Genomic DNA, 17936 nt, shown 5'->3' with positions numbered 1-17936 from the left:
GATAGCCCCACAAAAAAAGCCTAACATCCAACAATGTTAGGCTTTTTTATGTCATATCACTCTAATTAAAAACTACCGCGAATACCGAGTTTAACGTTCCGACCTGGTAGTGGTGTAAGATTTTTTAGTACGGATGTGTGAACTCTAGCTTCTTCATCCAACAAATTCTTACCCTGCACATACACCGTCCAATCCATGTTACCCATATCTAATTGATAAGAGAATTTTGCATCAACCATTGTATAGCCTGCTGTCTCTGTTTCTGTGGCAGCGATCTTTTCTTGCGAGAAAACACGCTGGACTGATAGTGCCGCATCCCACTTATCAGCGATATAACTCACATCAGTCCCAAAACGTGCAGGAGATGTTCTTGGGATATAAGAACCATCTGTGTATTTCGCTCTTAACAAATCACCCTGAACTGATACTTTCCAGTCGTCATTGAGCTGCCAATGCACTTCAGTTTCTATACCATACAGTTCTGCATCTTGTTGAGTGAATAAATAAATCGGTAAACCTTCCGCACCATGATCATGCTCATCATGTTCTTCACCCTCGTGCTCTTCATGATGCTCGTCTTCACCAAAAATAAATCCAGTATCAGTAGCTGCCGCATAATTATCGATTTGGTTGTAAAATAGATTCACCACAAAACCAAGATCACCTGAAAACTTACGTAAGGTTAAATCAATATTACGAGAGGTTTCTAACTGAGGTTTCGCATCCGCCAAAGCAAACTCTAGGTGAGTCTCTGCATGCTCTTCACCTTCATGCTCTTCATGTTCTTCTGCAACATAATATGAGCCTACTTCAAAGGTCTGTGTCGCAATATGCGGCCCATATGCAAATATTTCGGTAGCCGATAGTGCACGCTGTGCAAAAGAAAGAGATGCACCTAAGTTGTAGCCTTCCACAAAATCCCAGACAAAGCCTGCTGAAATACTTACCGGCTGATAGTTCAACGATACGCTTTGAGCAGAGGTTAATAATTCAGAATCAATCGAGACATCTTCGATACGTGCGCCAAGTTGCCAAAGTACATCACCAACATGCTTCTCTTCTAACAACGCAAGCGCTAAAGTCTCTGTTTCTGCAGGTGGCGTGAAGGCTTCTTCACCTACTGCTGCGAACTCTGTATTTTTGTAATGCAGGCTTAATCCACCTTTCCAGCCTGCCATCGGACGATGGATCAACTCAATACGGGCTTCTACAGTATCGTTGGTAAATTTAGTCCCAACCATATCTTCTTCAATTTCAGCATGCTCATAATTAGTTATCGCAGCTTTGGCCTGAACGGCTTCTAAGATCCCTTTGGTAAATTGGTATTCACTTAATACTTGCACTCGTGTTTGTTCCATTTTGGCAAACACATTTTCATCTGCATGTTCTTCATGCTCTTCATGTTCTTCACCCTCATGCTCTTCTTCAGCGCCATGAGAGTGACCAGGGATACCGTACTCACGCTCTAAACGACCAACTGAAAAACCAACAAAACCGTTATCATGTATATAACTAGAACCTAAAGTGAAACCAGAACTTTCAGAAGCAGAGTTCACTACTGTTCCTGCCTCGCCCTCATGCTCATCGTGTTCTTCATGACCATCATCGTGCTCTTCCTCATCATGCTCATCATCATATAACTCGGCCATTCCAGGAATATCGTAATCATCGCTATCACGCCAAAAAGCATCGGCATAAAAAGCCCAATCATTGACAAACGTTTGACCAACGAAGGAAAGTGTTTGCTCATCATTTACAGAAGCCGTGGACGCATGGACTTGGGCACTTTTGACTAATTCAGTCGGCACACGTTGGTCAACAATGTTGACCACACCACCTATGGCACCACTGCCAAAGAATAGTGTTGCCGGGCCACGTAAAATCTCAATTTGTTGTGCTGTGGCAACTTCTGTCGCGACAACATGGTCAGGACCTACTCTAGACGCATCACCAGCATCCAACCCATTTTGCGAAACCAAAACACGCGGGCCATCAAGACCACGAATAATTGGACTACTGGCCACCCCGCCATAGAAATTTGTATGCACGCCCACTTGTTTATTTAAGGTATCACCCAAGGTGGATTGCTGGGCATCACGCAATGATTCATTGGCAATGACAGAAACGGGTAACGCGGACTCGATCACCGATGCGTGAAAAGGAGATGCGTGTACATCAATAATTTCTATACTACTTGGTAACAATGTCACGGTTTGTTGGGCTGTTTCATCGTGCGCTAAGAATAAAGTTTGATGAACAAAGCCTGGTGCGTTGACATGGAGCTCTACCGTGGCGATATCATCTGCAGAAAAACGTGTGAATAATGCCTCGTCCGTTATGGCTAAGTTGAACACACCATTGGCGTCGGTAAATACATTTTTTGCAAAACCATCTAAAGAGACTTCGGCATTGACCACCGGTTGCCCATTATTGTCTAATACTTTTCCTTGCCATTCTGCGGCATCGCTACAAAAAGCCGATGTCGAAAGTGCACAAGTAAGTGCTAACGCTATTTTATTTTTCTTTTGTGTTGTAAACATAATGTCCATCATAGTATGTTGCAGTGAATGTTGGTTTTCATGTGATAATATCACATATCAAGATAAACGTTATACTATCACAAAAGTTTTGACTCGCAACTGTCTGCTTATGTTTATTTGTCATCAGATATAAAAAAACCTCGAAAGAATTAACTTCAATCGAGGTTTTTACTGTTAATCAATGGACTATTTAGACATCGTAAGTCGTAGATGCAGTATCACCACCTCGACCAGTCCAGTTAGTATGATGGAATTCACCACGAGGACCGTCTAAACGCTCATAAGTATGCGCGCCAAAGTAGTCACGCTGTGCTTGTAACAAGTTAGCGGGTAAGCGGGCTGTTCTGAATGAATCAAAATAGTTTAACGCTGCAGATAAACAAGGCACTGGAATACCAACAGTTACAGCTTGGCCAATAACTTGTCGCAGGCCACCCTGTGCATCTTGCACTGTTTTACTGAAATATGGGTCTAGTAACAGATTATTTAATTCAGGATTATTGTCATAAGCTGCTTTAATATTATCTAAGAATGCCGAACGAATGATACAACCACCACGCCACATCATAGCAATACCACCATAGTTTAGATGCCAGCCGAATTCTTTGGCCGCTTCTTGCATCAGGTCGTAACCTTGGGCATAAGAGATCATTTTTGCCATCAACAACGCTTGACGTAAACTTTCTAAAAAGACCGTTTTATCACCAGTAAAAGCTACTTTCTCTGGTCCACTCAAAATACTAGAAGCGGCAACACGGGCATCTTTTTGTGCAGAGATACAACGAGAGAACACAGACTCTGCAATCAACGTCAAAGGAATACCAAGTTCTAGCGCAGTCACGCCAGTCCACTTACCTGTGCCTTTTTGTCCCGCTGTATCAAGAATTTTCTCTACTAATGGTGTACCATCGGTATCCTTGTAACGACAAATATCAATCGTAATATCGACTAGGTAAGAATCTAATTCTGTCTTGCTCCACTGCTCGAATACATCGGCGATCTCGTCTGAGTTCAAACCAACCACATCGTGCATGATGTGATAGGCCTCACAGATCAATTGCATATCACCGTATTCGATACCGTTGTGAACCATTTTCACGAAATGACCGGCGCCATCTTCACCCACCCAATCACAACAAGGTACGGTCTCACCAGTATTTGAATCAGTCACTTTTGCTGAGATGTTTTGAAAAATCTCTTGTACATGCTCCCACGCTTCAGGTGCACCACCAGGCATGATCGATGGCCCTGTTAATGCGCCTTCTTCACCACCAGATACTCCAGTACCGATGTAGTGTAGGCCTTTTCCTTTGAGATAAGCAGTGCGACGATTAGAATCTGGGTAATGCGTATTACCACCGTCAATAATGATATCTCCCTCTTCTAAATGAGGGATTAACTGTTCAATGAAATCGTCTACTGGTTGGCCAGCTTTTACCATTAACATGACTTTACGTGGTTTTGCGAGTGATGCGACTAGCTCAGGAATATCTTTCGCTCCACGGATTGTCTTACCCGCAGCACGGCCAGCTAAAAACTTTTCGACTTTTTCATAAGAACGATTAAATGCAGTAACTGTAAAACCTTTAGAAGCCATGTTCAGAATTAGGTTTTCTCCCATTACAGCTAAGCCAACTAAACCAATATCAGAAAGTGTTTTCATGAATTTTCCCGAGAAAAGAGTGATTTCAAATAAATAAAAATGACTGTTCACAAAGGTAAGCAGTCATTTTGTTTAAGTAATTTTTTGTATTTGGCAATTATACCTTAGATGTGGATCTGAAACACGAATTTTTGTTTTTGCTGCTAGAGTTAATGGTATGCTTATCAAACTGATATCAAATCCTCTCTTTATCGGATAAAAAACATACAAATGACTAAACATATACAACGACAAGCATTTTTAGATACCTTGCCTTTGTGTCTAGCGGTAACTCCCTGGGGGATGCTGTGTGGGTCTCTAGGACTACAAATGGGCTTAGATATTTGGCAAGCACAAGCCATGTCTTTACTCGTTTTTGCGGGTGCGGTACAACTTTCCGCTTTAGGTCTATTTGGTGCTGGGGCGAGTTTCTCAGCCATGTTAACATCTTCTTTTGTCATCAGCGCTCGCCACCTTTTGTACTCAGCAGATATGCGTCAACATATCTTGCAGCTCCCAACCAAATGGCGTTTATCTTTGGGTTTTTTACTCACGGATGAAATGTATGCACTTTCTGTAGCGCATACGCAAAAAACGGGGACTTTTGACCGACATTATGCGCTAGTCAGTGGATTTACATTTTATGCTCTGTGGAATCTTGCGACGTGTATCGGCATTATTTTAGGCTCACAAGCTGGAGATCTCACCACCTTAGGTTTGGAATTCGCAATCGCTGCAACGTTCATCGCATTGGTGGTTCCTTATATCAAAACACATCCTGTCGTTGCATGCGTTTTCACTAGCGCCACGATGATGTTTATCCTGACTTATTACGATATTAATCAAGCATTACTTATATCAACTGCAACCGGTATGGTAGTTGGATTTATCTTGGATACGCACAATGAAAAGCGTCAACGTAATCGCACTAGCGAGGCGTTGCTATGATGATTTGGTGTACCATTATAGCCATGGCGCTTGTCACATTCTCAGTGCGTTATATTTTCCTTGCTCGCAGTATTCCAATTCGGATTAACGATACTACAAAACGTTTTTTAAAGTTTTCAGCACCTGCTGTTTTGACAGCGTTAACCATCCCCATTGTTTTTTTCCCCGAAGGCGAGTTGCATGCATCCCCAACCAATCCCTTCATTTTAGGTGCTATTGTAGCGATAGGCTTGAGCTTGACTCGGTTAGCGACAATATGGGTACTCATTATTTCGATGGCGAGCTTTGTTGCATGTAAATGGCTTTTGTAACTTGACATGGGAGCATAAAAATATGCCCGAAAACTTCAAAGACAAATTTTCCCATACCAGTATTACCCATATGGGCAGGGTGATTGAGCAAAATCTGAGTGATTTCCCCACCCAAAAGTTTATCAATTTGGCCACACATAACTTGGATGATTTGGCTATGAAAGCGCGGTCACAGCAAATTGTTGATGCACTGATAGCCACTCTGCCAAAAGATTTTACCAAAGCGGGCTCTGCTTTAGTAAACAGCTTACAACCCATTTCAGAGGAAACCACTGCAGATCCAAATACTGCAGGCTGGACCAACAATTTAGTGACCTCCAACACAACGGGTATTGGCAGTTGGCTGATCATGCCCGCTGCCGACTTCATTGGTCAGCAAGGTCAGCATAATGTGCCTTTTGCGATGGAGTGTTTACATGCTATGACGAAGCGTTTTTCTGCTGAGTTTGGGGTGCGCCATCTACTCAAAGCAGAACCCAAACAAACGTTAACTATCTTAGATTCTTGGTGTAAAGACCCTTGTCAACATGTACGTCGTCTGGTCTCTGAAGGATCCAGGCCTCTTTTACCCTGGGGTATTCGATTACAGTCTTTTTTGGATGACCCGGCGCATACATTGCCACTGCTTGAGAAATTAAAAAATGATCCTTCTAATTACGTGCGTTTGTCGGTAGCTAATCATTTAAATGACATTGCTAAACAACATCCAGATATAATCAATGCACTCACAGAAAAATGGCAACAACCCACAAATAAACAACGTACCAAGTTATTAAAACATGCTTGCCGCACACTCATAAAACAAGGGAATCGTGACACTTTGGCTCTTTGGGGCTATACACCTGGAGACTTTGCATTGACGCTTACATTGAGTACTAAGAATGTGCTCATGGGTGATTCAATAGAAATGAATGTGACAGTGCATAATCCTTTACCCAAGCAACAAAACATCCTACTCGATTATGTGGTGTATCAGCAAAAAGCGAATGGTCAACTAGCACCACGAGTGTGTAAATGGAAAACCTGTGTCATCAAGCCACAGCAAACGCTGACATTGCATAAAAAGCATAGCTTTAAACCAGTGACAACGAGAAAATATTATCCAGGGAAGCATCAGATGGCTTTACAAATAAATGGAGTAATATACCCTGCTGAAACTTTTTATTTAACCATAACGTAACTGTGTCTAGGGTTAACTAGTGACGGCTTAACTCTTGAGAAAGCGTTTCTAAAGATTTCCCTTTGGTTTCTGGTAAGTAGCGCAAAACAAATACTAAACCGAGCGCAGCGACAACTGCATAACTTAAGAACGTTAATGCCGGACCTAGATTTGCCAACTCCCATGGAAAAATAAACTGGACCAAAAAACTACATAAACTGTTAAATACGGTGACAACTGATATCGCAATCCCCCGAATATGATTGGGAAAGATCTCTGAAAACAACACCCACATGACTGGCCCCAATGACAAAGCGAAACAGGCAACAAACATCAAAATAGCAAACAGAATTAAAGTAGGGTTTAACGCTTCTGGATCTTGGAAACCATATGCACACAGGCTCATACTAATAATTATCCCACTTAAGCCAAATATTAATAATGGTTTACGACCAAACTTATCGATTGCCCAAATCGCAACAATTGTAAAAATAACATTTGTTAAACCCACCCAGATGGCTTGAACAAAGGCGGCATCGGTACCAATCCCACTTTGCTCAAAGATTGTTGGGGCGTAGAAAAAAATCACATTGATTCCCGTCAACTGCTGTACTACACCGATAACTAAACCAATCAGTAAAGGTAGGCGTAATTTTGGGCTAATCACTAAACCAAGTTGCTCTTTGATAGATAAACTTTTTTCATGCAATGAAGCGCTCACCTCGCTTAAAAAAGCCGATACGTCACTTATGCCTAATGTTTTGGCTGAGTCTTCAGCCGCATCTTGGCGTTTTTGAGTCATTAACCATCGCGGCGTTTCAACAACTTTCCACAACAAAACACACCATAACAATGCCGGAATTATTTCTAAGCCTAACATCCAACGCCAGACGTCTTCGGCGTGAGCAATATTGAGTAACCATGAATCAGGCGTCTGACTCAAGGACAGTAACCAATAATTGGTAAAATATGAAGCGGAAAGGCCAATCACAATATTAAATTGATTAATCGAAACTAATTTGCCGCGATGTTCCGGTGCACTGATCTCTGCAATATACAAAGGAGCGATCATCAACGAACAAAAGGCTAGGCCACCAAGTAAGCGAGCACCCGCTAACATCGTAAAATTCACGGCTAGTGCCGAGGCTATAGCTGAGACTAAATACAGTACAGAAACGGCAATGAGTATATTTTTGCGACCATATTTATCACTCAACGCACCGGCAAAGAACATGGCGAATAAAGCACCTAAGGAGGGCGCGCTCACCACAAAACCTTGTTGCCACGTTGTTAGAGCAAACTGCTCAGTGATAAAACCCACGGTACCTGAGATAACAGAGGCATCGAAGCCAAACACAAACCCACCAAGAGCAACTATAAACGCATATAAAATGACTGTAGGTGATATGGTTTGCATAAAGGTTCTCTTATTATGATAGTAAATTAAGTGAGCGGCGAGTGACGAATTCCGGTCGGAACACATTGATAAGTTCCTCTGAGGAACTGTTATTGTAAACTTCGCGCAGGATCCATTTTGCAGCCATACTTCCCATATCTGATATGGGATTGTGGACGGTAGCTAATGTTGGATAGGTATATCGAGCAAAAATCAAATCATCAAAGCCAGCTATACTCAACGTCTCTGGCAAAGAAAAACCAAGCTCCCGAGCACTAAACATCGCTCCCACAGCCATCTCATCATTCGCACAAACGACCGCAGTAAAATCAGAATTTTGCTGATAAATAGTATGTAATGCTTCTTTACCACCTTCTTCTTGGTAATTTCCAGTGCAATGCAGGGCTTCGTTAAACTCTATATTGTATTCAGCCAATGCACGCTTGTGTCCTGCAAGGCGTAATTGGGCATCTTCTTTAAAACTAGGACCTGAAATGTAAGCAATTTTGCGATGTCCGGCAGCTAAAACGGCTTTAGCAGCTAAATACCCACCCATTTCATTATCCACCGTAAAACAACGGTCAGATAACGCTTCAATGCGATGGTTAATAATCGAAAATGGAATATCTTGTCTATGGAGTTCTAAAAGATATTCATCTGAAACACAATCAACATGCAAAATAAGCGCGTCACAACGACAACTCAAAAGAAACTCTATGCCTGCTTTCTCACTTTTTTCGTCACTGTGTCCAGCTGCTATAATTGCATGTTTCCCTGCAGCTCGAAGTTCTTGTTCGACTATCGATAACATATTAGAGAAGAATGGACCGCTCAATTCTGAGACTAGCACCCCCACTCGATTTGTCCGATTTGAGGCCAAAGACTGCGCGATAGAATTTGGCCGATAACCCAATTCATCCATAGCCGCTTTTACTTTATCTAAGGTCTTAGGGCTTACCTTTACATTACCGTTAATGACCCGTGATACGGTAGCAAGTGAAACCTTGGCTAGTTCTGCAACTTCATAGATAGTAGCCATGTCAATATTTTCCCAGAGTGATTATATCTTAGCGCGATTTTAACATATTTTGATACGCTATCGCGCTATCTTTTAAGACTCGCTCTTGAGTCTCATAATCGATATAAACTAGTCCAAAGCGCTTACTATAACCTAAGGCCCATTCAAAGTTATCCAATAAACTCCAGGCAAAATAACCTTTTATATTAACTCCGGCAGCAAGTGCCTTATCAACAGCGAGAAGATGAGATTGGAAGTAGTCAATGCGGTTTTGGTCGGCAACTTTCCCATCAATCAATTCATCCGGCATGGCTGCACCATTTTCAGTAATGTACAAATCTGGTAAGTCATAGTCATTGTGCAGATTAATTAGCATTTCTGCAAAGGCATCTGGCACTATTTCCCACCCCATTTCTGTCAAGCCTTCGGGAGCAGGAGGTACGTGCTCATACCAACCATTGCCATCTGCACGATAAACATTTCGGGTATAATAATTCATGCCCATAAAGTCAATTGGCGCAGATATAATAGCCATGTCATCAGGTGCAATATCGGGACGATCTTCGGCTGCGATGTGTGTCATTACCTCTGGGTATTTGCCTTTTAAGACTGGATCTATATACCAGTAAAATAAATATTCTGTGGCTATTTGTGTCGCCACGATATCTTCGTGTTTATCAGAATTTGGATAACCTGGGTGGATATTTAAGACAATACCATGTTGCGCATTTGGGACATTTTTACGCAGCACTTGCAGAGCCAAACCATGTGCGAGTAATAAGTGATGAGACGCTTGAAGACCGTTTTTTCGTCCTGTTTTACCAGGGGCATGGATCCCGGCTTCATAGCTCAAGTGACCGGCACAAAATGGTTCATTCAACGTGGTGTAAGCATCCACACTGTCACCTAATCGCAGAGAAATTGTATCTACATATTCGGCAAAGGCATAAGCTGTAGAACGGTTTAACCATCCTCCTTGGTCTTCCAAATACTGAGGAAGGTCCCAATGATATAAAGTAACAAATATCTTTTTGTTTGCCGCACGTAAACGTGCAATTAAATCAGTATAAAAACGCAACCCACTTTCGTTGATTGTCCCATCTTGGTGTAACACGCGTGACCAAGCAATAGAAAAACGGTAAGCATCTACACCCATATCAAAAATTAGTTGCAAATCATCTTGCCAACGATTGATATGGTCACATGCCACATCCCCGTTGCTTCCATCAGAAATATTTGGACCTGCACAGAAGGTATCCCAAATTGTATCCAAACGATTTTCACGATCACCTTCTATCTGAAAAGAAGAGGTAGCCACACCGAAAATAAAGTCGGGGTTACGCATTTTAGAGCCTTCGGGCAATTTAATTTCTGACATGATTCGTTCGTCAACTTTTTATTTACATTCTTACAAGAACCACCGCTCAATTATTGGTCTTTACTATTGTGAGCATGTGAATTATTTATGAAAGCGCTTTCATTATGTTAATTTAATGTTTATAATTCAAAAAATCAAGTATTCAGGAGTATTAATTGTGGCTTTTAATCCAACAACAACAGAAAACCACGGGCAAGCCCCACAAAGTTCATACCGTTTCGCTTTAGTTGCGTTAACATCGTTATTCTTTATGTGGGGGTTCATTACATGTCTCAATGACATCCTGATCCCTTATTTAAAGGGTGCTTTCGAGCTTAGCTACACTAAAGCAATGTTGATCCAATTTTGCTTCTTTGGTGCGTATTTCTTAGTTTCTCTGCCGGCAGGAAGACTGGTTTCAAAAATCGGTTACCAAAAAGGAATTGTATTAGGACTCGTGATTGCCTGTGTAGGTTGTGTACTATTCTACCCTGCAGCAGCTACTGCTGTATATGGCCTTTTCTTAGGAGCCTTGTTTGTTTTGGCTGCTGGTATTACGATTTTACAAGTTTCAGCAAACCCTTACGTTAGCGCTTTAGGTGCCCCAGAAACTGCTTCATCTCGTTTGACCTTAACGCAAGCTTTTAACTCTTTTGGTACAACTATCGCACCTTTCTTTGGTGCGTTTTTACTTTTTAGTGGTGGCGAACCTGAGATTGGTGATGCGACTGCAGTAAAAGCCCCATACCTAATGTTAGCGGCAAGCTTACTGATTTTGGCGGGTATTTTTGCTTATTTAAAATTACCGAAAATCCACAGTGCAGAGGATAACTCTGAGGTAAGCGGTTTTGCGGCTTTAAAACAGTACCCACACCTTATCTTAGGCGCAGTTGGGATTTTCGTGTATGTCGGTGCAGAAGTCGCTATTGGTAGTTTTTTGGTCAGTTATTTTAGCCTTGAGTCTATCTCAGGTGGCATTATTGAAGAAAAAGATGCAGCTAAATTAATTGCGTATTACTGGGGTGGTGCAATGGTAGGACGTTTCATTGGTGCCTATGTGATGCAACATATCGCAGCAGGCAAAGTACTCGCATTTAACTCAGTGATGGCGGTAGTGCTTATCGTGGTATCTGTTATGACTTCAGGGCACGTCGCCATGTGGGCTATTTTATTAGTTGGCTTATGTAATTCGATTATGTTCCCGACCATCTTTAGTTTAGCGGTGACTGGCCTAGGTAAACACACAGCAAATGGTTCCGGTTTGTTATGCCTAGCCATTGTTGGTGGTGCTATCTTACCACTAGCACAAGGTGCGTTAGCCGACGCCATTGGGGTACAACTTTCTTTCTTACTTCCAGCTGTATGTTACATCTATATTGTGTATTACGGCTTGGTTGGTCACAAAATCAAACAAGCTTAATCAGGGTTAATAAATTATGAAATTCAATCGTTTATTACTCAGCTCTTTAGTCGCAATCGCTTTAAGTGCTTGTGGTACTGCTGAAATTGATAAAACTGACATAGTCACGTCACAAGCACAAAGTGAGCAAAACGTTCACCCAGTTTGGCCAAAACTGGATATTGTTGTGAAATCGGACCCTGCTGTGGAAGCAAAAGTTGCTGAGATCCTTCAGGGAATGACTTTAGAACAAAAAGTAGCGCAGATGATCCAGCCAGAAATTCGTGATGTGACGGTTGCAGAAATGCGCCAATACGGCTTTGGTTCTTACCTCAACGGTGGGGGCTCATACCCCAATGGCAACAAACAATCCACAGCAGCTGATTGGATTGATTTAGCTGAACAAATGTATCAGGCCAGTATTGATGACTCTTTGGATGGGTCGACGATTCCAACCATGTGGGGCACGGACGCCGTCCACGGTCATAACAATGTTATCGGTGCTACTTTATTCCCACATAACATTGGACTTGGGGCAGCTAATGACCCTGACCTAATTGAACGCATCGCCGAGGTTACCGCCACTGAAGTGTTGGTAACGGGGATTGATTGGATTTTTGCACCTACGGTTGCCACTGTACGCAACGATCGCTGGGGACGCACTTACGAGGGTTATTCAGAACACCCTGACATTGTTCGCGATTACTCAGCAGCCATTGTCAAAGGCTTACAGGGCCAAGGCGAAAGTTTTATGGGGGATGGCAAAGTCATCAGTAATGTAAAACATTTTGTGGGTGATGGTGGCACAACAGACGGGATAGACCAAGGCAACACAATCGTCGATGATGAAACTTTATTTAACATCCATTCCCAAGGTTATGTGGGTGGTCTGAGTGCTGGCTCTCAAGTAGTGATGGCATCATTTAACCGCTGGAATGGCCAAAAAATCCACGGCAACAAGTATCTATTAACAGATGTCTTAAAAGATACAATGGGTTTTGACGGCTTTGTCGTAGGCGATTGGAATGGCCATGGGCAAGTCGCTGGTTGTAGTAACGAAAGTTGCCCACAGTCTATTAATGCTGGTTTAGATATGTTTATGGCACCGACTCAGTCTTGGAAACCTTTATTCAAAAATACCGTACAACAAATTCAAGACGGGGTTATTCCGATGAGCCGTGTTGATGATGCCGTTACACGTATCTTGCGAGTAAAAGTCCGCGCTGGTCTTTTTGAAAAACCCAGTCCTGCCGAACGTTCACTCTCAGGTAAAACGGAACTACTTGGTGCCGCAGAACACCGAGCAGTGGCTCGTGAAGCAGTGCGTAAGTCGTTAGTACTCTTAAAAAACCAAAATAATCTATTACCGCTTTCACCTACCCAAAACATTTTGGTTGCCGGAGATGGTGCAGACAACATTGGTAAACAATCTGGAGGTTGGACAATTACCTGGCAAGGTACCAACAATGTGAATTCGGATTTCCCTGGTGGCTCATCAGTATGGGATGGCATTGCCTCTCAGGTAACTGCGGCTGGTGGCACTGCGACACTGAGCGTGGATGGTTCATTTTCTGAAAAACCTGATGTTGCGGTGGTCGTATTTGGCGAAGAACCCTATGCTGAAGGTGTTGGTGATATTGCTACTTTGGAATATTCACCAGGAAATAAGAAAGATTTAGCCTTATTAAATTCCTTCAAGGATCAAGGTATTCCAGTAGTCGCATTGTTTATTACAGGACGTCCGTTGTGGGTGAATCCAGAACTCAATGCCAGTGATGCCTTTGTAGCCATTTGGTTACCCGGCTCTGAAGGCGCTGGTGTTGCAGATGTGATCCTACGTGATGCGAATGAGGCTGTGCAATATGATTTCCATGGGAAATTATCGTTCTCATGGCCTAAGGACCCCAACCAAATCGTCAACAAAGGGGATGACGATTATGACCCTCTATTCCCATATGGGTTTGGGCTGACTTATCAGGATACTGATACACTGGGTGACGATCTTTCAGAAGTGATTGCTTCTAAAAAGCAAGACAAACCATTAGTGTTCTTCGAGCGCTCTACCCAAGCACCATGGGCTTTAACACTTGTATCTGCGTTTAATACCGTCGCAGTGAATGCCAACTCCATGGCCATAGGTGATGTGCAATATCGAACCGAAGATCGCGTGGTCCAAGAAGATGCTTTCCAAATTAAAACGCTTGGAGGATCTTGGGCAGGCATACGCTTTAAAGGTAATGGACAAGCCCAAGACTTTAACGCATCAATGGCTCAAAACAGTCAATTATCAATGCTAGTTAATGTCAAAGAAGCCCCTACAGCAGATGTCTTAGTGGGGCTAAATTGTGGCACAGTAGACGGTTGTAAGTCGGTTATAAATATCCGTGAACAACTTACTAAAATGTCCAAAAACACATGGAATACACTAAGCATTGATGCTAAATGTTGGAGCGATAAAGGGATTTCTTACGCCGCATTAAACGAAGGCTTAAACATTATCTCAGCAGGGCAAATGACAGTCTCATTTTCTGCTATCGGTTTTGTTCAGCCAGAGGCGACCTCCGCTATAACATGTCCCTAGCCAAGTAATTTATTGGCACCGGTAGTCACACTATATGGGTGTGGCTACCTCCCTATTTTTTATCCTTCTTCTATACTAAAAACTTGCTAAGGTTGTTTAGCAAACGTCTTAGTCCCTTCAGGAATAACAAACCAATCTTGCTTTTCACTCACCCAGATGTGAGCAGCTGGGTTTAAAATACTAGTATCTTCCAGTGTAGTCGGCTTTAATTTTATCTTATCTGGTGTATTTGGGTTGAAATGATATAGGCGATTACCACATTTTGGACAAAACTTGGCAGCGCTTATGTTGCCACTATCTGCGACACGACTCCAATCATGCATTTCCCCTGCAAACACGATATTTGCCGCATCAACCATTGCGGTCAGACTGAACGCACTGGTAGAAAGCTTCTGACAGGCCTTACAGTGACAAGCAACAACCATGTCGGGTTCTGCCAACAAGGTATAAGATACGGATCCACATTGGCAGGCGCCTTTAATTGGATATTTATTTTCTGACATGGAATTTCCTTTACTAAATTATAGGTATAAAAAAACCGCCTTAACCTAAGTTAAGACGGTTTTTACTCTAACTGAATTTACAGTGATTTAATACGGAAACCTAAGGTATAACGAGGTGCGTATTGAGCCGCACTCAAGAATTGACGTTCAAAACGTCCAAAGCTACGCTCTGTTTCATTCGTTAAGTTAACACCTTCAAAGAATACCGTAATGTTTTCTGAAACGTCATAATTCACGCTTAGATCCCATTGTAAGAATTCTTCTACATACTGTGGAGGCGCATCGCTGGTATCTGGCTGACCTTGCCCTGCGATATACTCATCACGCCATGCAGCAGTCAACTTCACTGACAAACCATCTTTCTCATAGAAAGTTTGGAAGTTAGCAGAGTTACTTAGGCCAGGTAAGATTGCCTGAGCAGCAAGAATATAGTTGTCATATTCTACATCACCATCAACAACGGTTCCGTTGACACCTAAACCAAAACCAGATTCACCGAATAAGTGCTGAACAGCAAATTCCGCACCATTAACACTACGTGAACCCACGTTCTCAGGCGAATTTATCGTCCAATCAATCAAAGGATCAGTAGCAGGGTCAGGAAGAATACGGTTATTTTCTCCGATTCCAACACCGGCAGCTACTAGCTCTTGATAAACTGCAGCATCGGTAGCTTGCTCACCACGACCAGTCACTGCAGCGACTGCGGCGTTGTAACGAGGACCTAAATAAACATCATATAGTCCTGGGATGGTGGTCGTGACCTGCGAGTTTTCAATCCAATCATCAACTTCTTTCCAGAATAAACCGACAGCAGCATAACTACCTTCGTCATAGTAGTACTCTAAAGAAATATCTAAATTATTAGATTTAAAGGGTTGTAGATTCGGGTTACCACGGCTACCAGTACGTGAATTGATTTTAGGAGATGGCGTTAGGTTTAAATTACCTAACATATCTCCTAAACCAGGGCGCGTTATAGTCGTGCCAACTGACATACGGCCGACTAAGTCATCTGACAAATCAACTTTTAGGTCAAGCATCGGCAACACTAAGTCATAATCACCAGTAAAGTCGACCTCAACAAAGACACCGTCACCGACAAACTTTGTGACCCACTCAGAACCACCAGCCCAATAGACGTATTCAGGCACACGACTCTTTGCAGGACTAACCACTTCAGTACGCTCATAGCGCAAACCGAAGTTTGCATCCACGATGTAGTCAGAGATTTCAAACTCCCATGCTGTAGAAACATACAAGCTCGTAGTCTCTTCTGTAATACGGTTTGTCGCAAAGCCGTCGAATGTACCAATTTCATAGGCATCACTGCCAACGACTTCTTCAGTTAAGAAGGCCATTTGACGAGTTACGGCTTCATCAAAATCAAAAGCATAAGCGTAACCTGGTGACAGCCCCATTGAACCGGTTGCGAACTCATCTAAGAAACCAGATAAGTTAACTTGTTCAAACATACTATCAGGGAAGATTTCTGCAAATGTACCATTGTTAAAACCTGGCGCATTCGCATTATTCGAACCACCTGAACCTTGTAGAGACTGTTCGGTGAATGCCGCCCCAAATTTAACTCCCATCAAGCCATAGCCAATGTCGGGTAACCACTCACCTTTAAATTGGTACTGATTCACTTCTGATTGACCAGGAGTACGAGTAAATATTGAGAAGTTAGAACCAATTTCACTCGGATCTAGAACGGTAGAACCATTGTTCCAGTTAATTAAGAACCCTGGGATCTCGCCATCACGGAAGAAATATTCTTTCGAATCTAACGCAGCAGAACCCAAGATAACGCGACCTTGTGAACCTAGACCAGCGTCCAAACCGTTATCTGTCGAGGTTTTTGAGCTGTGTATATCAAACTCGAAGTTCAAAGTATCGGAATAATCATAAGTAATATTCAGACCAGTAGCCGATGAATCAACTTCACCCGTTTCACGGAATGCAGTATACGAACCATCGTCGCCTGAAGAGTTATAATAGATAGCTGTACCGTCAGCATCTAACTCATAAGAGTTAGCGTTGCCACCGAACGAGCCATTCCAAATACCCCAAGATAATGAGTTATTACCTGTAGTTGCTTTAGATGTAGTGTGATCCAACGTAAACGTTAATGCATCGGTAGCAGCAAATTGCAACGTCACATTACTATTTAGTCTTTCTCGTTGAATATCATCGCGAGCAAAGCTAATTTCCTGAGGGAAAAAGGCTGCAGTGGTTTCTTCTAAAACACCATCATCATTTGGAATCAAAAACTGTGGAATAACATTACCATCAACATCCATCAAACGGCCATCTGTTACAACAGCACTGTCTGAAAGAGTTGGATTTAACTGCCAAGAACGGACATTAGCCGCCTGGCGTTGGAAATCTCGACGTTGATATGAAAAGTTAGCAGAAAAACCAATGCGATCATCATGGAAGGTATTGCTGTAGACGCCAGCAACTTCTGGTGTCACATCATCACCCGTCTCATTTGACGAATCATAGATCCCTTTTGTCATGAAAGAGAACTTCTGGCCTGGGCTTTGCAGTGGTTTGGTCGTGACAATATTGACTGTCGCACCTAAACCACCCGTTGGGACGTCAGCACGAGCTGTCTTGTAGACTTCTAGTGCGCTTACGCCTTCTGATGATAAATTTTCAAAATTGAATGAACGAGTAAATCCCGTACCCGACATTTGGCGACCATTTAAGGTTACCAAATTAAACTCTGGGCCAAAACCACGCACTGTGATTTGACTACCTTCACCATTTGCACGCGATACAGATACACCGGTAATACGTTGCAATGATTCAGCTAAGTTTGTGTCTGGGAATTTACCCATTTCTTCTGCGGTAATTGCATCAACAACACCGCTAGAGTCTCGTTTTAAAGCGCTTGAACTAATCAAGCTGCCACGAATACCGCGGACGGCGATGACTTCTACATCTTCGTCGACTTTGGCACCCGCGTCTTCTTGCGCTACAGCTGGCATAGCTATAGCCGCAGAACCCATCAATAAAGACATAGTTGCTGCTATTTTGGTTTTTTGAAACATTGTAGTTTTCATTTTTATACTCT

Annotated in this window: 12 protein-coding genes; 5 read left to right on the top strand and 7 right to left on the bottom strand. The window is 42.6% G+C overall.

The genetic code is table 11. The features are described from left to right. Nucleotides 1-65: 65 nt before the first annotated feature. On the bottom strand, nt 66-2540 hold the full coding sequence (locus NLF92_RS05740) for a TonB-dependent receptor (RefSeq protein WP_254099727.1): 2475 nt from the start codon (nt 2538-2540) through the stop codon (nt 66-68). Nucleotides 2541-2730: 190 nt separating this feature from the next. After that, nucleotides 2731-4203, bottom strand: coding sequence for a decarboxylating NADP(+)-dependent phosphogluconate dehydrogenase (gene gnd, locus NLF92_RS05735; protein WP_254099725.1), 1473 nt, complete (start codon nt 4201-4203; stop codon nt 2731-2733). A gap of 210 nt (nt 4204-4413) precedes the next feature. Between gnd and NLF92_RS05730 the strand changes: the two genes are divergently transcribed. From NLF92_RS05730 to NLF92_RS05720, 3 genes are read left to right on the top strand one after another with little or no spacing between them, the layout of a single operon-like run. Next, entirely contained in the window at nt 4414-5130 is a 717-nt protein-coding gene (locus NLF92_RS05730) for an AzlC family ABC transporter permease (RefSeq protein WP_254099723.1), read from the top strand. Next, on the top strand, nt 5127-5441 hold the full coding sequence (locus NLF92_RS05725; RefSeq protein WP_254099721.1) for an AzlD domain-containing protein: 315 nt from the start codon (nt 5127-5129) through the stop codon (nt 5439-5441). The genes NLF92_RS05730 and NLF92_RS05725 overlap by 4 nt, the downstream gene beginning before the upstream one ends. 22 nt (nt 5442-5463) lie before the next feature. Next, a complete protein-coding gene (locus tag NLF92_RS05720) occupies nt 5464-6621 on the top strand; it encodes a DNA alkylation repair protein (protein ID WP_254099719.1) in 1158 nt (385 codons plus the stop codon). Nucleotides 6622-6637: 16 nt separating this feature from the next. On the opposite strand, the gene NLF92_RS05715 is transcribed toward NLF92_RS05720, so the two are convergent. Genes NLF92_RS05715 through NLF92_RS05705 form a run of 3 tightly spaced genes read right to left on the bottom strand, consistent with a single transcriptional unit; the run spans nt 6638 to nt 10392 of the window. Then, complete coding sequence (locus tag NLF92_RS05715; RefSeq protein ID WP_254099717.1) at nt 6638-8017, bottom strand: sugar porter family MFS transporter; 1380 nt, start codon at nt 8015-8017, stop codon at nt 6638-6640. Between the two features lie 13 nt (nt 8018-8030). Next, nucleotides 8031-9035 carry a LacI family DNA-binding transcriptional regulator gene (locus NLF92_RS05710; protein WP_254099715.1) on the bottom strand — a complete coding sequence of 335 codons (1005 nt, stop codon included), beginning with the start codon at nt 9033-9035 and terminating at the stop codon, nt 8031-8033. A 28-nt stretch (nt 9036-9063) separates the two neighbouring features. Then, nucleotides 9064-10392: a GH1 family beta-glucosidase gene (locus NLF92_RS05705; RefSeq protein ID WP_254099714.1), complete on the bottom strand. Its 1329-nt coding sequence runs from the start codon at nt 10390-10392 to the stop codon at nt 9064-9066. Between the two features lie 154 nt (nt 10393-10546). Between NLF92_RS05705 and NLF92_RS05700 the strand changes: the two genes are divergently transcribed. Further along, entirely contained in the window at nt 10547-11791 is a 1245-nt protein-coding gene (locus NLF92_RS05700) for a sugar MFS transporter (protein ID WP_432420212.1), read from the top strand. Nucleotides 11792-11807: 16 nt separating this feature from the next. Continuing rightward, on the top strand, nt 11808-14351 hold the full coding sequence (locus NLF92_RS05695) for a glycoside hydrolase family 3 protein (protein ID WP_254099713.1): 2544 nt from the start codon (nt 11808-11810) through the stop codon (nt 14349-14351). An 86-nt stretch (nt 14352-14437) separates the two neighbouring features. Here the strand turns inward: NLF92_RS05695 and NLF92_RS05690 are convergent, their stop codons facing one another. Together NLF92_RS05690 and NLF92_RS05685 are read right to left on the bottom strand one after the other, a co-directional pair. After that, the gene (locus tag NLF92_RS05690) at nt 14438-14854 is read right to left on the bottom strand and encodes a GFA family protein (protein ID WP_254099712.1); all 417 of its coding nucleotides are present in this window, start codon (nt 14852-14854) and stop codon (nt 14438-14440) included. A 77-nt stretch (nt 14855-14931) separates the two neighbouring features. After that, entirely contained in the window at nt 14932-17925 is a 2994-nt protein-coding gene (locus tag NLF92_RS05685; RefSeq protein ID WP_254099711.1) for a TonB-dependent receptor, read from the bottom strand. Nucleotides 17926-17936: the final 11 nt, after the last annotated feature.

The sequence above is a fragment of the Opacimonas viscosa genome, from assembly GCF_024199005.1.
GTDB classification, from domain to species: Bacteria; Pseudomonadota; Gammaproteobacteria; order Enterobacterales; family Alteromonadaceae; genus Opacimonas; species Opacimonas viscosa.
Note: the sequence above shows the minus strand (reverse complement) of the source record. Positions and strands in the feature narration are given on the sequence as shown.

What these genes read in the sequence shown, in the direction of transcription:
- NLF92_RS05725 (WP_254099721.1), top strand. Translation starts at nt 5,127, where the DNA reads ATGATGATTTGGTGTACCATTATAGCCATGGCGCTTGTCACATTCTCA.
- NLF92_RS05715 (WP_254099717.1), bottom strand. Translation starts at nt 8,017, where the DNA reads ATGCAAACCATATCACCTACAGTCATTTTATATGCGTTTATAGTTGCT.
- gnd (WP_254099725.1), bottom strand. Translation starts at nt 4,203, where the DNA reads ATGAAAACACTTTCTGATATTGGTTTAGTTGGCTTAGCTGTAATGGGA.
- NLF92_RS05695 (WP_254099713.1), top strand. Translation starts at nt 11,808, where the DNA reads ATGAAATTCAATCGTTTATTACTCAGCTCTTTAGTCGCAATCGCTTTA.
- NLF92_RS05740 (WP_254099727.1), bottom strand. Translation starts at nt 2,540, where the DNA reads ATGTTTACAACACAAAAGAAAAATAAAATAGCGTTAGCACTTACTTGT.
- NLF92_RS05720 (WP_254099719.1), top strand. Translation starts at nt 5,464, where the DNA reads ATGCCCGAAAACTTCAAAGACAAATTTTCCCATACCAGTATTACCCAT.
- NLF92_RS05685 (WP_254099711.1), bottom strand. Translation starts at nt 17,925, where the DNA reads ATGAAAACTACAATGTTTCAAAAAACCAAAATAGCAGCAACTATGTCT.
- NLF92_RS05690 (WP_254099712.1), bottom strand. Translation starts at nt 14,854, where the DNA reads ATGTCAGAAAATAAATATCCAATTAAAGGCGCCTGCCAATGTGGATCC.
- NLF92_RS05705 (WP_254099714.1), bottom strand. Translation starts at nt 10,392, where the DNA reads ATGTCAGAAATTAAATTGCCCGAAGGCTCTAAAATGCGTAACCCCGAC.
- NLF92_RS05730 (WP_254099723.1), top strand. Translation starts at nt 4,414, where the DNA reads ATGACTAAACATATACAACGACAAGCATTTTTAGATACCTTGCCTTTG.
- NLF92_RS05710 (WP_254099715.1), bottom strand. Translation starts at nt 9,035, where the DNA reads ATGGCTACTATCTATGAAGTTGCAGAACTAGCCAAGGTTTCACTTGCT.